At 60.0% G+C, this 16,737-nt stretch carries 17 protein-coding genes; 14 read left to right on the top strand and 3 right to left on the bottom strand.

The features are described from left to right. Positions 1–124: 124 nt before the first annotated feature. The 13 genes from RAC79_RS07520 (at position 125) to RAC79_RS07460 (ending at position 12,290) form a co-directional block, all read left to right on the top strand. A complete protein-coding gene (locus RAC79_RS07520; protein WP_078051191.1) occupies positions 125–865 on the top strand; it encodes an autoinducer binding domain-containing protein in 741 nt (246 codons plus the stop codon). A 78-nt stretch (positions 866–943) separates the two neighbouring features. Then, the gene (locus tag RAC79_RS07515) at positions 944–2,167 is read left to right on the top strand and encodes a CmpA/NrtA family ABC transporter substrate-binding protein (RefSeq protein ID WP_374996957.1); all 1,224 of its coding nucleotides are present in this window, start codon (positions 944–946) and stop codon (positions 2,165–2,167) included. Between the two features lie 118 nt (positions 2,168–2,285). Beyond that, positions 2,286–3,419 carry an Mrp/NBP35 family ATP-binding protein gene (locus RAC79_RS07510; protein WP_374996956.1) on the top strand — a complete coding sequence of 378 codons (1,134 nt, stop codon included), beginning with the start codon at positions 2,286–2,288 and terminating at the stop codon, positions 3,417–3,419. Between the two features lie 340 nt (positions 3,420–3,759). Next, the gene (locus tag RAC79_RS07505) at positions 3,760–4,734 is read left to right on the top strand and encodes a magnesium transporter CorA family protein (protein WP_174043999.1); all 975 of its coding nucleotides are present in this window, start codon (positions 3,760–3,762) and stop codon (positions 4,732–4,734) included. A gap of 15 nt (positions 4,735–4,749) precedes the next feature. Further along, on the top strand, positions 4,750–6,669 hold the full coding sequence (locus tag RAC79_RS07500) for a potassium transporter Kup (protein ID WP_065654348.1): 1,920 nt from the start codon (positions 4,750–4,752) through the stop codon (positions 6,667–6,669). 367 nt (positions 6,670–7,036) lie between these two features. Continuing rightward, complete coding sequence (locus tag RAC79_RS07495; protein ID WP_065654347.1) at positions 7,037–8,200, top strand: cell wall hydrolase; 1,164 nt, start codon at positions 7,037–7,039, stop codon at positions 8,198–8,200. A 270-nt stretch (positions 8,201–8,470) separates the two neighbouring features. Further along, complete coding sequence (locus RAC79_RS07490) at positions 8,471–8,836, top strand: AtpZ/AtpI family protein (protein WP_035261818.1); 366 nt, start codon at positions 8,471–8,473, stop codon at positions 8,834–8,836. A 60-nt stretch (positions 8,837–8,896) separates the two neighbouring features. Continuing rightward, positions 8,897–9,646, top strand: coding sequence for a F0F1 ATP synthase subunit A (locus tag RAC79_RS07485; protein WP_003521045.1), 750 nt, complete (start codon positions 8,897–8,899; stop codon positions 9,644–9,646). A gap of 72 nt (positions 9,647–9,718) precedes the next feature. Then, complete coding sequence (locus RAC79_RS07480; protein ID WP_003494147.1) at positions 9,719–9,946, top strand: F0F1 ATP synthase subunit C; 228 nt, start codon at positions 9,719–9,721, stop codon at positions 9,944–9,946. Positions 9,947–10,025: 79 nt separating this feature from the next. Further along, positions 10,026–10,667, top strand: a complete 642-nt coding sequence (locus RAC79_RS07475; protein WP_059760786.1) for a F0F1 ATP synthase subunit B — start codon at positions 10,026–10,028, stop codon at positions 10,665–10,667. Position 10,668: 1 nt separating this feature from the next. Then, positions 10,669–11,154, top strand: a complete 486-nt coding sequence (locus RAC79_RS07470) for a F0F1 ATP synthase subunit B (protein WP_020810758.1) — start codon at positions 10,669–10,671, stop codon at positions 11,152–11,154. Positions 11,155–11,370: 216 nt separating this feature from the next. Further along, positions 11,371–11,823, top strand: coding sequence for a hypothetical protein (locus tag RAC79_RS07465; protein ID WP_174038857.1), 453 nt, complete (start codon positions 11,371–11,373; stop codon positions 11,821–11,823). Continuing rightward, positions 11,823–12,290, top strand: coding sequence for a pyridoxamine 5'-phosphate oxidase family protein (locus tag RAC79_RS07460; protein ID WP_174038858.1), 468 nt, complete (start codon positions 11,823–11,825; stop codon positions 12,288–12,290). Before RAC79_RS07465 ends, RAC79_RS07460 begins: the two co-directional genes overlap by 1 nt. 32 nt (positions 12,291–12,322) lie before the next feature. On the opposite strand, the gene RAC79_RS07455 is transcribed toward RAC79_RS07460, so the two are convergent. Together RAC79_RS07455 and RAC79_RS07450 are read right to left on the bottom strand one after the other, a co-directional pair. After that, the gene (locus RAC79_RS07455; RefSeq protein ID WP_174039002.1) at positions 12,323–12,976 is read right to left on the bottom strand and encodes a ribonuclease HII; all 654 of its coding nucleotides are present in this window, start codon (positions 12,974–12,976) and stop codon (positions 12,323–12,325) included. Positions 12,977–13,312: 336 nt separating this feature from the next. Next, positions 13,313–14,470, bottom strand: coding sequence for a PA0069 family radical SAM protein (locus RAC79_RS07450; RefSeq protein WP_174044006.1), 1,158 nt, complete (start codon positions 14,468–14,470; stop codon positions 13,313–13,315). A 289-nt stretch (positions 14,471–14,759) separates the two neighbouring features. Between RAC79_RS07450 and RAC79_RS07445 the strand changes: the two genes are divergently transcribed. Beyond that, complete coding sequence (locus RAC79_RS07445) at positions 14,760–15,278, top strand: hypothetical protein (protein ID WP_003521054.1); 519 nt, start codon at positions 14,760–14,762, stop codon at positions 15,276–15,278. A 13-nt stretch (positions 15,279–15,291) separates the two neighbouring features. On the opposite strand, the gene RAC79_RS07440 is transcribed toward RAC79_RS07445, so the two are convergent. Then, a complete protein-coding gene (locus tag RAC79_RS07440) occupies positions 15,292–16,725 on the bottom strand; it encodes an FAD-binding oxidoreductase (RefSeq protein ID WP_020810754.1) in 1,434 nt (477 codons plus the stop codon). Positions 16,726–16,737: the final 12 nt, after the last annotated feature.

Here is a 16,737-nt window from a genome sequence, read left to right as displayed (position 1 = left end):
TATTATGAATTAAGTTTTCAACTTTTGTTTGCATGAATCGTTTTGCTGAGTAACATCCGCAACGATTTCCGGGCAAGGGCGGGCCTTTGCGGCGGCATTTTCTCATTCTCGAAGAACAGCTTTGATGCAGAAAACAGAGACGGCCGCCGTTCAGTCGATTGGTGTTGATTGCGTTCGCGAGATCGCCGATCTCAACACGCAGTTCGATATATTCCGGTTTTTGAAACGGCTGACGGAGGCCTGGGAATTCAAGGCTTTCATGGTACTCGACCTGTCTTCGGAAGTGGCGAGCGAACTGTCGCAATATACGATCATCACCAGCTGGCCGGCCGAGCTTCTGCAGCGTTACGATGAAGAGGGCATGCTCCAGACCAGCCGGGTGATGGCGCAGTTGAAAAAATCGACCGTGCCCTTTTCCGTCTCCATGGATTTTCTGGTCAGGGGCGACGGAGAAATCGCCAGGAAAACCGTAATCAACCTTTTCGAACGGTTCGAAATGATCAATTCGGTCTGGTTCCCCGTCCACGACATCACCATGCGACGGGGCGCGGTATCCTTTTCCGGCAACAAGACGGCTGTGCCCGCCAGCCGGCTTGCGGAGCTTTTTTACATTTCCAGCCATGTCTTTGCCCGGCTGTCTGAAATCCGCCGCCTCGATCTCAGGGTTCCCGAAACCTTGAGCGAGCGGGAGATCGACTGCCTGAACTGGACCGCCGCCGGCAAGACCAGCGCCGAAATCGCTGAAATCATGATGCTGTCGGAACATACCATCAATCATTACCTGAACCGTGCGACGAAAAAACTCGACACGGTCAACCGCACCCAGGCCGTGGCAAAAGCGCTGCGGGTCGGCCTGATAAAATAGCGAAATCTTAATTTTATCATTGTGATAAACCGCTTCCTGGGCGATCCTCTTTTCGAATCACCGGAAAGGAGAAATCGTTTGCCGGAACGGCATAAGGTAAAAGCAGGATTTTCTCCGACTATCGATTGCGCCGTGCTGATAGCCGCTGCCGAAAAAGGCTTTGCTGCCGATGAAGGCATAGAACTCGAACTTTTCCGAAAACAGTCCGCCCGCGCCGTGCTTGCGGCGCTTGGCGAGGATGGCGTTCACGTCGCGCATCTGCCCGCTCCGGTTCCCGTCGGCTCCGCTGTCGGCCTCGATGACCTGCCGGCCGATATTGTCGGCGTTTTCACGCTTTCGCTCGGTGGATCCGCAACGACCGTTTCCCACGGATTTTATGACGAGCTCTACCGCGAAGGGCTGAAGCTGCCGGACCCGGCGACTTTTGGACGCGCCATGGCCCGTGTCTGCGCCGCGCGCCGGGCGGCGGGGAAAAATCCGCCGGTCTTTGCGGTCGAGGATATCGTCTCCACGCCGTTTTATGCGCTGCGTTACCTGCTCGGAAGCTGCGGCGTGCTGCTCGGCCGGGATATGGAAATCGTCGAGGCCCTGCCGAAGGCGATGCCGGCGCTCCTGGAAAGCGGCAAGGTCGATGCGCTCTGTACCGCCGAACCCGCGGGCAGCGCCGTGGTGCTCGGCGGCGCGGGCCGGATCGTCACCACCGGGGCGTTGATCTGGCATAATGCGCCGGAAAAGATACTGGCTGCGAAGAAGCGCTGGGTGGAGAACAATCCCGCCCTTCTGGAAGGGCTGCTGCGTGCCCTTTACCGTGCCGGCGAATGGTGCGCCAATGCCGCCAATATCGAGGAACTGGCCGGCATGCTCGCCGCCCCTCAATATATGGATGAGAACGGCGAATTCCTGCTGCCGGCGCTGACGGGCTATATTTCCACCTCGCAGCGGGACATGCAGCGTTTTCAGGAGTTTTTCGTGACCAGCGCCAAGGCCGCCAATTTTCCATGGCAGAGCCAGGCCCTGTGGTTCTTCAGCCAGATGCTGCGCTGGGGCGAGGTTTCCGCCGATTACCGGTTCGATCCCGCCGTGGTGGAGGCGGCCCGCAACGCCTACCGGCCGGATATTTTCCGCAAGGCGATGAAGCCGCTTTTCGTGCCGGTGCCGGGTGCTAATCTGAAGCTCGAGGGCACGCTGCGCGAGCCTGTTCACGTCGGCGCATCGCGAACGGGTCTGGTGCTCGGCCCCGACTGTTTTTTCGACGGCCATGTTTTCGATCCGGAGACGCTGGCGATGGACGACGAAATCTGAAACCGCAGCGTTAAATCGTCGCGAATGGCGGACTGTCGCGCTTTGGCATTGGCGAAGCGCTCCGGCTTGTCTATGGATGGCACGCAATACCGGTCGGATGATGAAGCGGAGCAGGAATATGGCAGAGGTCAGCAAGAGCCAGGTGGAAAAGGCGCTGGAAGCGGTAATTTACCCCGGCAGCGGCAAGAGCATCGTCGCACTCGGCATGGTCTCGGAAATCTTCATCGCCGATGCGAAGGCCTATTTCTCGATCACTGTCCCGGCCGACAAGGCTGCGGAGATGGAGCCGTTGCGGCTTGCCGCCGAACAGGCGGCCAAAAGCGTGGAAGGTATCGTCGGCGCGGTCGTGGCGTTGACGGCCGACCGCAAGCCCGGCCAGCAGCAACCCGCACCCGCCGCGCGCCCCGCCGCCGCAACCGGCCGGCCGGCCCAACAGCCCGGCTCGTCGAAGGTCGGCGTCCCGGGTGTGCGGGCCATCATCGCCGTCGCCTCGGGCAAGGGCGGGGTGGGCAAGTCTACCACCGCGGTCAATCTGGCGCTCGGCCTCCAGTCGCTCGGCCTCAAGGTCGGCATGCTCGATGCCGATATTTATGGCCCCTCGTTGCCGCGACTGCTGAAAATTTCCGGCCGCCCGCAGCAGCAGGAAGACCGCATCATCCTTCCCATGGAAAATTACGGGCTGAAGGTCATGTCCATGGGCTTTCTGGTGGATGAGGAAGCCGCGATGATCTGGCGCGGGCCGATGGTGCAGTCCGCCCTCATGCAGATGCTGCGCGAAGTGGCCTGGGGCGAACTGGATGTGCTGGTGCTGGACATGCCGCCCGGCACGGGCGATGCGCAGCTGACCATCGCCCAGCAGGTGCCGCTCGCCGGCGCCGTCATCGTTTCCACGCCGCAGGATCTGGCGCTGATCGACGCACGCAAGGGCATCACCATGTTCCGCAAGGTGGAGGTTCCGCTCCTGGGCGTCATCGAGAATATGAGCTATTTCATCGCGCCCGACACCGGCGCGCGCTACGATATTTTCGGCCATGGCGGCGCGAAGGCGGAGGCTGAAAGGATCGGCGTGCCCTTCCTCGGCGAAGTTCCGCTCACCATCTCCATCCGCGAAATGTCGGACGCCGGAACGCCGGTCGTCGCCGCCGAGCCCAATGGCCCGCAGGCCGCGATCTATCGCGATATTGCCGAAAAAGTCTGGGCGCGCATCGGTGCGGGCGAGAGAAAAGCGGCGCCGAAGATCGTTTTCGAATAACGCGGCAATCACGGACACAAAATCGGGCAGGTGTCTGCCCGCTTTGAATAATCCTTTGAAAACAGAAGATTAATCGCCAGTATCGGGCAGACTTTCCGGATTGGAGCTGCAGAAATGCTTCGCCTGCAATGCTGTCGAGAAAAAATATTGCTTGATTGCATCTCGCTTTGGGCGCATACGCCTGCGCCGTTTGGCTCTTGGTCCATCGGGCTGGCGAGATTGTGAAAATCCCGCTCGTTCCGGCGTTCCGTGAAGTGTCGTCCAAGGGTTTGCCGAGCGCAAACAGGATATGTTAAGCAGCATTGCGGCTGAAGCCTGCAATGTGGAGCGGAGAAACGGATTGATAAAAGCCTATCGCGCCAATTGCGAGGCGATCAGCCTGTCGTCAGACGGCTCCGGACAGATTCCCGACGACATCGTCTGGATCGATCTCGTCAATCCGGACAGGGCGGAAGAGCAGCATGTGGAAAAGCTGCTGGGCGTGGAACTGCCGACGCGCGAAGACCTGAAGGATATCGAGCCTTCCAGTCGTCTCTATATGGAAGACGCCAATGTCTTCATGACCGCGTCTCTGGTATGGAAGGCGGATTCGGATGATCCCCGTCTCACCGACGTCGCCTTCGTTCTGGTTGGCAAGCGTCTGGTGACAATCCGTTATGCCGAGCCGAAATCGTTCCACCTTTTCATTGCCGCCATTACCCGCGCGCCGCACGAAATGCGCAGCGGCACGGCGCTGCTTTTGAAGCTGCTCGAAACGATCGTCGACCGCACGGCTGAAATTCTCGAAAACTCTGTCGCCGGCATCGACAATCTCGCCGCCGACATTCTCGGCAGCCAGGCTCGTTCCAAACGCAAGGCGCCGCGCTATCTCGAAGACCGCCTCGGCAACATCGCCGCCTATCACCGGCTGATATCGAAGGTCCGCGTGAGCCTCGCATCTCTGGCGCGCCTGCAGACCTTTCTGTCCACCAGCGATCAGGTGCGCGAAGACAAGGGCGCGCGGGAGCAGGGCAAGTCGATCGGCCGCGATATTCAGTCGCTGAACGAACATGCCTCCTTCGTTTCCGGCAATCTGACCTTCCTGCTGGATGCCTCGCTTGGTATCATCAACATCGAGCAGAACAGCATCATCAAGATTTTTTCCATCGCTTCGGTGGTGTTCCTGCCGCCGACGCTGGTGGCCTCTGTTTATGGAATGAACTTTCAGCTCATGCCGGAGTTGAACTGGACATTCGGTTACCCACTCGCGCTCATCGTCATGCTGATGTCCGCCATCATCCCGTTTCTCTTTTTTCGTTGGAAGGGCTGGCTCTGAGGAGCCAGGATCATCATGTCCCAGATCGCTGACAAGGATGTTGCCGAGAAACCGGATGCGGATGACGAGCACAAGAACAAGGGGCTTTATGCCGCGATCCTTGGTTCCATCGGCGTCGTTTATGGCGATATCGGCACCAGCCCGCTCTACGCCTTCCGCGAGGCGCTGCGGCCCATCGCCTATGACGGCGTGACGCAGGAAGAAGTCATCGGCCTCACATCGCTGATGATCTGGTCTTTGACCATCATCGTCACCTTCAAATACATTACCCTGCTGCTGCGCGCCGACAATGACGGAGAGGGCGGCACGCTGTCGCTGCTGGCGCTGCTGATGAAAACGGCGGGCACCCATCGCGGCGTTCTCATTGTACTCGGCCTCATCGGCGCGGCACTGTTTCTGGGCGACGCCATGATTACCCCGGCGCTATCGGTGCTTTCGGCGGTGGAGGGCCTGAAGCTCGTCACGCCGGAAATGGACGCCTTCATCATCCCGATCTCAGTCGGCATTCTCATCGGCCTTTTTGCCATCCAGTCCCACGGCACGGGCACGGTGGCGAAATTCTTCGGACCGATCACTGCCGTCTGGTTCATCGTCATGGGTCTGGCCGGTCTCCTTCATATCGCCGATGATTTCAGCATCCTCTTCGCCTTCAACCCGTGGCATGCGGTGGAGTTTCTGGCCAGTGAAGGCTTCTACGGCATCGTTGTGCTTGGCGCGGTTTTCCTGACGATCACCGGGGCGGAAGCGCTTTACGCCGATCTCGGCCATTTCGGCCGCCGTCCCATCCAGTGGGCGTGGTTCTGTCTGGTTTTCCCGGCATTGACGCTGAACTATCTCGGGCAGGGCGCGCTGGTGCTGAAAGACCCGGCGGCGATGTCCAATCCCTTCTACCTGATGTTCCCGCAATGGGCGATCCTGCCGGCCGTCATTCTGGCGACTGCCGCCACCATCATCGCCAGCCAGGCGGTCATAACAGGTGCGTTTTCGCTCGTGCGTCAGGCGATCCATCTCGGCTACCTGCCGCGCATGGAAATCCTCTTCACCTCGGAAACCAATACCGGGCAGATTTACCTGCCGGCCGTCAACACCATCCTGCTGTTCGGCGTCGTGGCGCTGGTGCTCACCTTCAAGAGTTCGGATGCGCTGGCCACCGCTTATGGTATTTCCGTCACCGGCGCGATGGTCGTCACCAGCCTGATGTTCTTCGAATTCGTGCGCAAGCGCTGGCAATGGTCGGTCTGGCTGGCCATTGCCGTGCTGGCTCCGCTCCTGGCGCTGGAACTGATCTTCCTCGGCGCGAACCTCCTGAAGATTCACGACGGCGGTTATGTGCCGGTGCTGCTGGCAATCGCCTTCACCGTCATCATGACCACCTGGCAGCGCGGTTCGAGAATCCTTTTCGCCAAGACCCGCCGCACCGATGTGCCGTTGAAGGCCTTCGTCGCCTCTGTGGAAAAGGAAAGCCCGCATGCGCCGGTGCGCGTGCCCGGCACCGCCATCTTCCTCACCGGCGATCCCGAGACGGCGCCGGCCGCACTGTTGCACAATCTCAAGCATAACCACGTGCTGCACGACAAGAACGTCATCCTGACGATCCGCACCGAAGACCAGCCCCGCGTTCATCCTGCCGAACGATATACGCTGACAAAACTGAGCGACCGTTTCGCCGTGGTCGAACTGCATTTCGGCTTCATGGAAACCCAGAATGTCACCCAGGCGCTGGGGTATCTTCGGCGCACCGGCTACAAATTCGACATCATGTCGACCTCGTTTTATCTCGGCCGCCGCAAGCTGGTGCCGGACCCGAAATCGGGGATGCCGGGCTGGCAGAACCGCCTGTTCATCGCGCTCGCCGAAACCGCCGCCGATCCGTCCGATTATTTCCGTCTGCCAGCCAACCGCGTGGTGGAACTGGGCTCGCACGTCGTCGTCTGATGAAGTGGGCATGCCCTCAATGTAGCTGGGCGGTCTCCTTCTTTCCGCCATACCGGCCTTGAGCCGGTATCCAGCCAGCGCAAGTCCTTGGGCTGAAAGGAGTCTTTACGCCGCGCGGACGCGCGTCGGCTGGATTCCGGCTCGAGGCCGGAATGACGGATGTGGAGATGCCCTGCGGGACAGTTATGATCGGCACAAGCGAACTCGACGCCACGCCACGCGCATTAGAAGATGGTTACACATTAACGTGAAGCCGCGTCCACGCGCGGCGTTAACCAAGCATCAAGGTTAATAAGAGATTCTCGAACACCTGTAGCAAATATGGTTGTCGGTGTTCGGAGTGCTTGTTTTGCGTTCGAAAAGAGTAATGCGTCGTCGGTCCCCCGTGTCCCTTCAGGGGTGGGCGTCAAAATGGACCTCGCCCGTCGTCTTCGGCCTTGCCGCCTGGCTGGTTTTTCCCTCCCTCGCTGCGCGCGCGGATCTGGCCTCGCTTCTGGCTGGTCTGGACAAGGGCGGCGAGCAATGGCGCATGGTGCTGACGGCCTCTCCGGCGGGCTCGGTGCACAATGCCTCGCTCACCTTTAACGATGCGGCAGGGGAGGCGGCGCTGCACGGCGGCGGCATGACCCTGCCCAATGGCAGCAAGGTCGCCTTCGTCACCAACAAGAAGGGCGAGGCAACGACGCCCGACAGCGAGCGCGTCAACCGCGCCGCCAAGAAGGGCCGCATCGTCGCCACAGAAATCATGCAGCCGCCCAAGGCCTTCACCGCCGGTTCCGTCCTGCAGCGCACCAGCATGCTGGATATCGAGCCGCTGAAGCGCAAGGACCGCACCGCTTTCGTCAAGCCGAAGCGCGGCAAGGACGTGGAACTCGCCTCCTTCTATTTCCGCCGCGAGGAAAAAAAGGCGGACAGAAGCGTCTCGCCAATGCTGGCGGAGCTCATCACCAATCGCACGCCGGATATTCTCGCCACGGCCTATGCGCCGGCCGAACCGGATTTTGCCCGCGAGTCGCCCTTCGACGCCATTCTCAAAAAGCCCGAGGCTGGCCGTTTCGTGCCGCAGATCGCCGAGGACGACCACGCCTGGGCAGCCACCCCGCTGCCCGCCACCGTGTTTTCCGCAGCCGAACAGCAATGCCTTGCCTCCGGCATCTATTTCGAGGCGCGCGGAGAATCGGTGAAGGGGCAGGCGGCGGTGGCACAGGTCATTCTTAACCGCGTGCGCAATCCCGCCTATCCGAAAACCATCTGCGGCGTCGTCTATCAGAACAAGGACTGGCGTAACCGCTGCCAGTTTTCCTTCGCCTGCGACAATATCAAGGACCGCGTGAACTCCGAACGCCACTGGAAAATGGCGCGCGAAGTGGCCATGGCCACCACCGCCGGCAAAATCTGGATGAAGGAAGTGGGTTCGGCAACCCATTATCACGCCGTTTATGTGCGTCCCGCCTGGGGCCGCACGATGAAGAAGGTCGGCAGAATCGGATTGCATGTCTTTTACCGTACCTATGGTGGCGGCTGGAGCTGATACCACCGCCGATTTGTCGCATTTTGCGTGTCAAAAATGCCGATTCCTTTGCGAAACATCGCGGTCAAACGGCGATTTGAGGTCAAGCTGTTGTTTTTGCATGATTAATTTGTGCTGTAACAACCGTCGCCAGTGCCTTGACTAGAGAAGCCCCTAAAACTATGTTGCGCGCGACTTCAGAGCGGGCTGGAACAGGCTTAATCCGTCACCGTTTACAACTCCAAAGGGTTCTGGCATGGCTGGAACGGAGAAAATGGGTGGGATTTTAAGATGACTGGCAACCGTGACGATAGTCTGGACGAGCGCCGCAAGCGCCTTGCTGACGAGTTGGCCAAGGTGAAGGCGGAGGATGAGGCGGAAGTGAGGGCGGAGACCAACGCTGCGGAAAGCCGGAAGGGCTTTGCGATGGCGGTTAAGCTCTCATCGGAGTTCATTTCGGCCATCGTGGTCGGCGCTATGCTGGGTTATCTTCTGGACTATTTTGCCGGCACGACGCCGTGGGGGATGATCGTTCTTCTTCTTCTCGGTTTCTGCGCAGGCGTATTGAATGTGTTGCGCTCGACGGGCGCGGTGGCCAAGCCGCCGCTGCTGGAGAAGGCGGACAGGCGAGACGAGGGTGGAAAAGGCGGCGTTTAAGCTGTTTTTTCTTGCAGTTGAGATGCCGCGACAGGCGGCGACAGGTAAAGAGGGCAGCCGGTGGCAAACGATCCGACCCATCAGTTCTTGGTGCAGCCGATCATTCCGATCGAAATTGGCGGCGTCGATTTTTCCTTCACCAATGCGTCGCTCTTCATGGTCGCGACCGTGGCTGCGGCTTCCGGTTTCCTTTATTTCGCAACGTCGAACCGCGGTCTGATCCCGACCCGCATGCAGTCCGTTGCTGAAATGTCCTATGAATTCATCGCCTCCATGCTGCGCGAAGGCGCCGGCAAGAAGGGCATGGTGTTCTTCCCCTTCGTCTTCTCGCTGTTCATGTTCGTGCTGACGGCTAACCTTCTCGGCATGTTCCCGTATTTCTTCACGGTCACCAGCCAGATCATCGTCACCTTTGCACTCGCCTGCCTCGTCATCGGTACGGTCCTGGTTTACGGTTTCTGGAAGCATGGCCTGCATTTCTTCGGCATCTTCGCCCCCTCGGGCGTGCCCAAGGCGCTTTTGCCGCTTGTGGCGTCGATTGAAATGATCTCGTTCCTGTCGCGCCCGATCAGCCTTTCGGTTCGTCTTTTTGCGAACATGCTGGCCGGCCACATCACGCTCAAGGTTTTCGCAGGCTTCGTCGCCTCCATGAGCGCGCTCGGCGCGCTCGGTGTCGGCGGTGCTGTCCTGCCTCTCATCATGACGGTCGCCATGACCGCTCTCGAATTTCTCGTTGCCTTCCTGCAGGCTTATGTCTTCGCGGTACTGACTTGCATGTACCTGAACGACGCCGTGCATGGTGGTCACTGAGAAGTAAAGTCGCTGGCCCCGGCAACGGGCGTCAAAAACAGCCGCAACAACCAATATCTCAAGGAGTCTCACATGGAAGCGGAAGCAGCAAAGTACATCGGCGCAGGTCTCGCATGCCTCGGCATGGCTGGTACGTCCCTCGCACTCGGCCGTATCTTCGGTGATTACCTGTCCGGCGCACTGCGCAACCCCTCTGCTGCCGACAGCCAGTTCGGCCGTCTGGTATTCGGCTTCGCCGTTACGGAAGCTCTGGGCATCTTCTCGCTGCTCGTTGCTCTCCTTCTCCTGTTCGCTGTCTAATATCGGCATCAGGTCTGGATCACGGCCCGCAAATGGCGTGCCGTGATCCTTCGCATTTGCAGTACCCCTGGAGGTGAGCATGTTCGTGACCGAGGCTTATGCCCAGTCAGCACCGACCGTAGGTGAAACGCATACGGAAACTCCGGCTGTCGGCCAGCCGCAACCGGAAGCCACGCACACGGAAACCGGTGTGGCGCACGGCGCCGAACACGGCGCTTCCGGCGTATTCCCGCCGTTCGATCAGTCTACTTATGCATCGCAGGTTCTCTGGCTGGCGATCACGTTCGGCCTTTTCTACCTGCTCATGCAGAAGGTCATCGTTCCGCGCGTCGGCGGCATTCTCGAAAACCGTCACGGACGCATCGCACAGGATCTCGATGAAGCGGCACGGCTGAAAAGCGAAGCCGACGCTGCCGTCGAAACCTATGAAAAAGAACTCGCGGCAGCCCGCGCCAAGGCAGGCTCCATCGGCGCTGCGGCCCGTGACGCCGCAAAGGCGAAGGCCGATGCCGACCGCGCCGCTATCGAAGCCGGTCTTGCCGAAAAGCTTGCCGCCGCCGAAAAGCGCATTGCCGGCATCAAGGAACAGGCATTCGCCGATGTCGGCGCAATCGCCGAAGAAACCGCGACCGCCATCGTCGACCAGCTGGTCGGCGCCAAGGTCAAGGACACGGACGTGAAGGCAGCGATTGCCGCCGCTTCGAACGTGAAGGGAGCCTGATATGGCATTTGATGCATCATTTTTCGCTCTCGTCGGTCTCGTCCTCTTCTTCGTTCTGGTCGCCTATCTCAAGGTTCCCGGCATGCTCGCCAAGTCTCTGGACGAGCGCGCCCAGAACATTCAGGACGAGTTGGCCGAAGCCAAGCGCCTGCGCGAAGAGGCCCAGCACCTGCTGGCCGAATATCAGCGCAAGCGTAAGGAAGCAGAAGCCGAAGCCGCAGGTATCGTTGCCGCCGCCGAGCGTGAGGCCGCAGCCCTGACGGAAGAAGCCAAGCAGAAGACGGAAGAATTCGTCGCCCGCCGCACGGCCCTTTCGGAACAGAAGATCAAGCAGGCCGAAGACGACGCCATCGGCGCCGTCCGCGCCGCCGCCGTGGATATCGCCATTGCCGCTTCCGAGAAGCTCATTGCCGAAAAGACCACCGCCGCCGCAAAGGCCAAGCTTTTCACCGCCACGATCGGCGAAGTGAAGTCGAAGCTGAACTGAGATTTATCTCGGTATTGTTCAAAACCCCTCCGGCGCAAGCCGCGAGGGGTTTTTTGTTTGTTTACTCAAGTTCCGGACAGTCTAAGGAGCAAGATTGCGCCCAATTCCGCAGCAAGTCTCGCGACGGAATGTGGAATTTTGCTGAGTTCTTGCCGATTTTTATGGTCTATTTTCTTAATCGCGAGATAATATACTGATGAAATTTTGGAGTTAAGTATGACTGTTCGTATCGCTATCTGTGGCTCGACGGCCTTTGTGGATGAAATGGAGGCAATTGCGAGTGCGCTGGAAGCGATGGGATACCGGCCAACGGCCCCGGCCCGGGAAGAGCGAGATGTCGACGGGTCGGATTTGAAGAATACCGACGTAATTGCAAATAAGAAATATTACATCGACCGGCATCTTGAGATAATCAGGCACTGCGATGTCGTCTTGATCGCTAATTTCCCGAAGCGAGGCATTGAGGGGTACGTCGGACCAAATACGTTGATGGAAGCGGCCTTCGCCCATGCTCTTTGCGTACCAGTGATTTTCCTGAACGACCCTTCGGCACAGGAAAACGGTTTGGAGTGTAGTGCCGTTGCGTCTGGCTATTTAGGTGACGAAGCAACCGGTATCAGCGCACTACTGCCCGCAACTCTCGCTCGGAATACCAAGGGAGGAATTTAATGATCAATGATGCGATCAGAATTGATATAGAGAACTCGGTGCTCTGCTGGCTGGCGACCGTCGATGACGATGGCACGCCCAGTGTGACGCCGAAGGAAATATTCACCGGCTACGGCGAAGACCATCTTGTTATCGCGGACATTGCTTCATCCCATAGCGTAAGCAACGCGAATGCGCGGCCGAAGGTCTGCGTCAGCTTCGTGGATGTGTTCCGTCAGAGGGGGTTCAAGCTCGCCGGCCACGCCGCGATCTTGGCGCCCGGCGACACTGATTTTGATGCTTTCAGTGCCGATCTGCGTCGCATGGCTGGCGATGATTTTCCGATCCGAAATGTGATCGCGGTCAAGATCGAAAGCGTTTCCCGCATATGGGCACCGAGCTACAGGCTATTCCCCGAACGCAGTGAGACGGAAAGAATGCAGAGCGCTTATGAGACTTATGGCGTGTGGCCAATTCAGAAGGGATAGGCGCAGATCTTCCAGTAAACGCTTTATCTCAGTCAATCCCGCTTCAGCGGCCTGAAGCTCATCCGGTGCAGCGGGCAGGGCCCGTGGCTTTCGATGGCGCGCAGGTGGGCTGGAGTGCCGTAACCAGCATGGCCTTCAAAGCCGTAGGATGTGTGCACCACACCCGCGCGTTCCATCATCCGGTCGCGGGTCACCTTGGCGATGATCGAGGCGGCGGCGATGGAGAGGGAGCGGGAATCGCCCTTGATGACGGCCTTGGCCTCGCAGGCGATGCCGGGCGGGCGGTCGCGGCCGTCGGCCAAAACGAGGGCAGGGGCGACTTCGAGACCGAGCACGGCGCGGCGCATGGCGTCGAGGCTGGCGCGCAGGATATTCATATTGTCGATCAGGCCGGGGCCGGAAGAGGCGACGGATACGATCGAGGTTTCCATGATCTGTACGAACAGGCTTTCCCGCTTCTGCTTCGTCAGCTTCTTGGAATCGTCCATCCCCTCAGGGATATTGTCCGGATCGAGAATGACGGCGGCCGCAACCACCGGTCCCGCCAGAGGTCCCCGGCCTGCCTCATCCGTGCCCGCCACGGGCCAGAGGCCCTTCTTTTTCGCTTCCAGTTCGAAGGAAAAATCCGGACCGGTATCGGCAAGATCAAAAAGAGCAGGAGAATCGGGTGTGGCCGTGCGTTTCATGCGGCGAAACTGGCACACACACCCGATCTCCTGCAAGCCCCCGGAAGCGGGCGATGACAGGCGCGGTGAGCCGGGGTCAAGGGGCGTGGCTCACCGTGCCCCGAAGGTCATCATGACCTTTGATCCTCCAACGGGGCGGCGGAGGAAAAACGATCGCACGCGAGGCGGCGGTTCCGGGAGCGATGTCCGGCGGGCCAGGGAAAACCTGCCGGGCATGTCGTGGGAGGGTGGCCGGTCTAAAAAAGAGGCCGCCGCTCCCTGTCATATTCTGCCTGATATCGCCGCACGTTCCGTATGGTGCTTCGATCAGGCGGAGTTGTTTTCAGCATCGGTCTTTCAAAGCAGCGACAATTGCACGCCTGCACCGCCCGGCGGCACGAAGAGATCGTCGCGCAGATGGATGCCGCGACGGATGAGGCCGAGCCTTTTTGTCGCCATCTCGAAACGCCTGCCGATCTGCCAGGCATAGGGGCCGGCGCCCTTCATGCGTTTTCCGAATTCCGCGTCGTAATCCTTGCCGTCGCGCATGGAGCGCACCAGTGACATGACATGACGGTAGCGGTCCGGATAGTTGCGCAGCAGCCAGTCGCGGAACAGCGGGCTCACCTCCAGCGGCAGGCGCAGCAGCACGTAGGACGCTTCGGTTGCGCCGGCGGCCTTGCCGGCCTCGAGGATACGCTCGATCTCATGATCGTTGAGCGCCGGAATGACAGGCGCCATCATCACGGCCACGGGAATGCCGGCCTCGGTCAGCGCCTTGACGGCCTCCAGCCGCTTCTCCGGCGTGGCGGCGCGCGGTTCCATGTTGCGCGCGAGCTTCCGGTCCAGCGTGGTGACGGAAATACCGACCTTGGCGAGTCCCTTTTTGGCCATGGGCGCGAGAATATCGATATCCCGCTTGATAAGCGCCGATTTGGTGACGATGGCGACGGGATGATCGGCCTTGGCCAGCACTTCCAGTATCTGCCGCATGATGCGCCATTCGCGCTCGATCGGCTGATAGGGATCGGTATTGGTGCCGATGGCGATCACCCGCGGCTTGTAGCCCGGCTTTGCCAGTTCCCGTTCCAGCAGCTTTGCCGCATCCGGCTTGGCGAAGAGCTTGGCTTCGAAATCCAGTCCGGCCGAAAGCCCCATATAGCTGTGCGTAGGGCGCGCAAAGCAATAGATGCAGCCATGTTCGCAGCCGCGATAGGGATTGATGGAGCGGTCGAAGGGGATGTCGGGCGATTCATTGCGGGTGATGATGCTGCGCGGCTTTTCCACCTGCACCTCGGTGCGGAATTCCGGCATGTCCTCGAGAGTCTGCCAGCCATCGTCGAAAACCTCGTGCTGCAGGGTCTCGAAGCGTCCATCCGGGTTCAGCCCGGCGCCACGACCGCGACGGCGGTCGACCTCAATGCGCAGGCCGGATGCATCGGCCAGCGCATTGGCAATATCCGGCATATGGCTCGGCTGGAAGGCAGCCTGCCCCGAAAGCGTATGGTTTCTCATCTGGATGCTCCCAGGACGCCGCACGCCTCTCAAGGCACGCTCAACGCCCTAAACCGTTTCCGTCCGGACAGGCTTTCAACCGCCTTCCGAATGATTAAATTCCTACATCAGGAATGAGAACAATACAAGAACAAAATTGCAAATTCGGCTCGTTCTCCAGAGATGGATGCGTGGGCGCGACAGGCACGGCCACGTCCGCAGACTTTGCGGTTGGTGGCATGGACAGCCTTGGATTTTACCGCGATGAGCATAGTGGCAATTTATTGTGCGATGCGTTAGAGCTATGCAGATGTTGACAGTCATAATGGAATGCCGGGATCACGAGCCGGAACTGGCGCACACCTTGTCGGCGCTTGTAACCGGGGCCGTGGAAGGGCTTGTAAGCGATGTTGTGATTCTCGATCACGGTTCGCGCGATGGATCGTCGCGCGTCGCCGATGCCGCCGGTTGCCGTTTTTATGGGCAGTGGGACATCGAAGACGTCGTGAAGTCCGCACGCGGCGGCTGGCTGCTTCTGATCGAGCCGGGCGCGCGCCCGCAGGCGGGCTGGATCGACGAGATTCTCGAATATGTGGCGATCTGCGCGCAGCCTGCGCGTTTCTCGCCCTCGCGCTATCACCGGCGCAATGTCTTCAGCCGTATGCTGCGGCGTATTCCGCCATTGGAACATGGATATCTTCTGCCGAAGAAGCATGCGGTGTCGATTGCGAAATCGGGCATGAGCCTGACGCAATTTGTCGGCGCGCAGAAACCGCGCCGGCTGAATGCGGAAATGGTGCCCGCCTGGGCGCTGCGGGCCTCGGCCTAACCTCGGGGCCGCTTTACCCGGCCAGAACCTTGCCGGGGTTCATGATGCCGGCGGGATCGAAAGCGTGCTTGATGCGCCGCATCAGTTCCATTTCGATGCCGGGGCGGATGGCGGCCAATTCGTCGCGCTTCAACTGCCCGATGCCGTGCTCGGCCGAAATGGAACCGCCCAGCGACAGCACGATGCCATGCACGATCTCGTTCATGTCCCGCCAGCGGCCGATGAATTCGGCCTTGTCGGCACCCACCGGCTGGGAAATATTGTAGTGAATATTGCCGTCGCCCAGATGTCCGAAGGCGCAGACGCGGGCGCCGGGTATGGCGGCAAGAACCGCCTTTTCCGCCGTCGCCATGAATTCCGGTATTTTTGACACCGGAACGGAAACATCGTGCTTGATGGAGCCGCCTTCGGGTTTCTGGGCCTCCGACATGCTTTCGCGCATGTGCCAGAGCGCCTGCCGCTGCGCTTCGGACGCGGCGATCACCGCATCCTGGACCAGCCCGGCCTCAAAACCGCGCTCCAGCAGCGATTGCATCATGCTATCTGCCGTTTCGGCCGAGTCGGAGGTGGAAATATCGATGAGCGCGTACCAGTCATGCGGCTGTTCCAGGGGATCGCGCACGCCGGGAATATGCCGCGCGGTGAATTCGACGCCGATTCGCGGCATGAGTTCGAAACCGGTCAGCGCCGTGCCGCAGAGGTTAGAGGCCATCTCGAACAGCTTCAGCGCGTCCTCGGTGGAGCTGAGACCAGCGAAGGCCACCTGATGGCCGAGCGGTTTCGGGAAGAGCTTCAGCACCGCGCCGGTGATGATGCCAAGCGTTCCTTCGGAACCGATGAAGAGATCGCGCAGATCGTAACCCGTATTGTCCTTTTTCAGCCGGCGCAGCCCGTTCCAGATTTCGCCGGTCGGCAGCACCACTTCCAGCCCAAGGCAAAGCTGGCGCATATTGCCATAGGCGAGCACCGCCGTGCCGCCGGCATTGGTGGCGAGATTGCCGCCGATGCGGCAGGACCCTTGAGAGCCGAGCGACAGCGGGAACATCCGCTCCACGGAATCAGCAGCCTTGTGGATGTCATCGAGAATGCAGCCGGCATCGGCGACGATGATATTGGCAACGGGATCGATATCGCGAACGCGGTTCATGCGCTCCAGCGACAGGATGATGTCCGTTCCTTCGGCGCGTGGCGTCTGGCCGCCCACGAGGCCGGTATTGCCGGTCTGCGGCACGATGGCGGTGCCGGTCTCGCTGGCCAGCTTCAGGATGGCAGCAACCTCTTCGACCGAACCGGGCTTGATGAGCAGCGGCGAGGCGCCGCGATAAAGCCCGCGATTTTCCACCAGACGCGGCGCCATTTCCGCCGGGTCGCGGACCGCGTTTTTTTCGCCGACAATGGCGGTGAAGCGGTCGAGGATGTCGGAGGAGGGTATGGCGGTGGTCGTCATGGGCGGCGTCTC

The organism is Agrobacterium sp. LR_9 (assembly GCF_041954855.1).
Taxonomy (GTDB): Bacteria; Pseudomonadota; Alphaproteobacteria; order Rhizobiales; family Rhizobiaceae; genus Agrobacterium; species Agrobacterium leguminum.
The sequence above is the reverse complement of the archived record's forward strand: the minus strand, read 5'-3'. Positions and strand labels throughout refer to the sequence as shown.

What these genes read in the sequence shown, in the direction of transcription:
- RAC79_RS07460 (WP_174038858.1), top strand. Translation starts at nt 11,823, where the DNA reads ATGATCAATGATGCGATCAGAATTGATATAGAGAACTCGGTGCTCTGC.
- RAC79_RS07495 (WP_065654347.1), top strand. Translation starts at nt 7,037, where the DNA reads ATGCGTCGTCGGTCCCCCGTGTCCCTTCAGGGGTGGGCGTCAAAATGG.
- RAC79_RS07450 (WP_174044006.1), bottom strand. Translation starts at nt 14,470, where the DNA reads ATGAGAAACCATACGCTTTCGGGGCAGGCTGCCTTCCAGCCGAGCCAT.
- RAC79_RS07480 (WP_003494147.1), top strand. Translation starts at nt 9,719, where the DNA reads ATGGAAGCGGAAGCAGCAAAGTACATCGGCGCAGGTCTCGCATGCCTC.
- RAC79_RS07455 (WP_174039002.1), bottom strand. Translation starts at nt 12,976, where the DNA reads ATGAAACGCACGGCCACACCCGATTCTCCTGCTCTTTTTGATCTTGCC.
- RAC79_RS07500 (WP_065654348.1), top strand. Translation starts at nt 4,750, where the DNA reads ATGTCCCAGATCGCTGACAAGGATGTTGCCGAGAAACCGGATGCGGAT.
- RAC79_RS07490 (WP_035261818.1), top strand. Translation starts at nt 8,471, where the DNA reads ATGACTGGCAACCGTGACGATAGTCTGGACGAGCGCCGCAAGCGCCTT.
- RAC79_RS07510 (WP_374996956.1), top strand. Translation starts at nt 2,286, where the DNA reads ATGGCAGAGGTCAGCAAGAGCCAGGTGGAAAAGGCGCTGGAAGCGGTA.
- RAC79_RS07445 (WP_003521054.1), top strand. Translation starts at nt 14,760, where the DNA reads ATGTTGACAGTCATAATGGAATGCCGGGATCACGAGCCGGAACTGGCG.
- RAC79_RS07465 (WP_174038857.1), top strand. Translation starts at nt 11,371, where the DNA reads ATGACTGTTCGTATCGCTATCTGTGGCTCGACGGCCTTTGTGGATGAA.
- RAC79_RS07440 (WP_020810754.1), bottom strand. Translation starts at nt 16,725, where the DNA reads ATGACGACCACCGCCATACCCTCCTCCGACATCCTCGACCGCTTCACC.
- RAC79_RS07475 (WP_059760786.1), top strand. Translation starts at nt 10,026, where the DNA reads ATGTTCGTGACCGAGGCTTATGCCCAGTCAGCACCGACCGTAGGTGAA.
- RAC79_RS07520 (WP_078051191.1), top strand. Translation starts at nt 125, where the DNA reads ATGCAGAAAACAGAGACGGCCGCCGTTCAGTCGATTGGTGTTGATTGC.
- RAC79_RS07470 (WP_020810758.1), top strand. Translation starts at nt 10,669, where the DNA reads ATGGCATTTGATGCATCATTTTTCGCTCTCGTCGGTCTCGTCCTCTTC.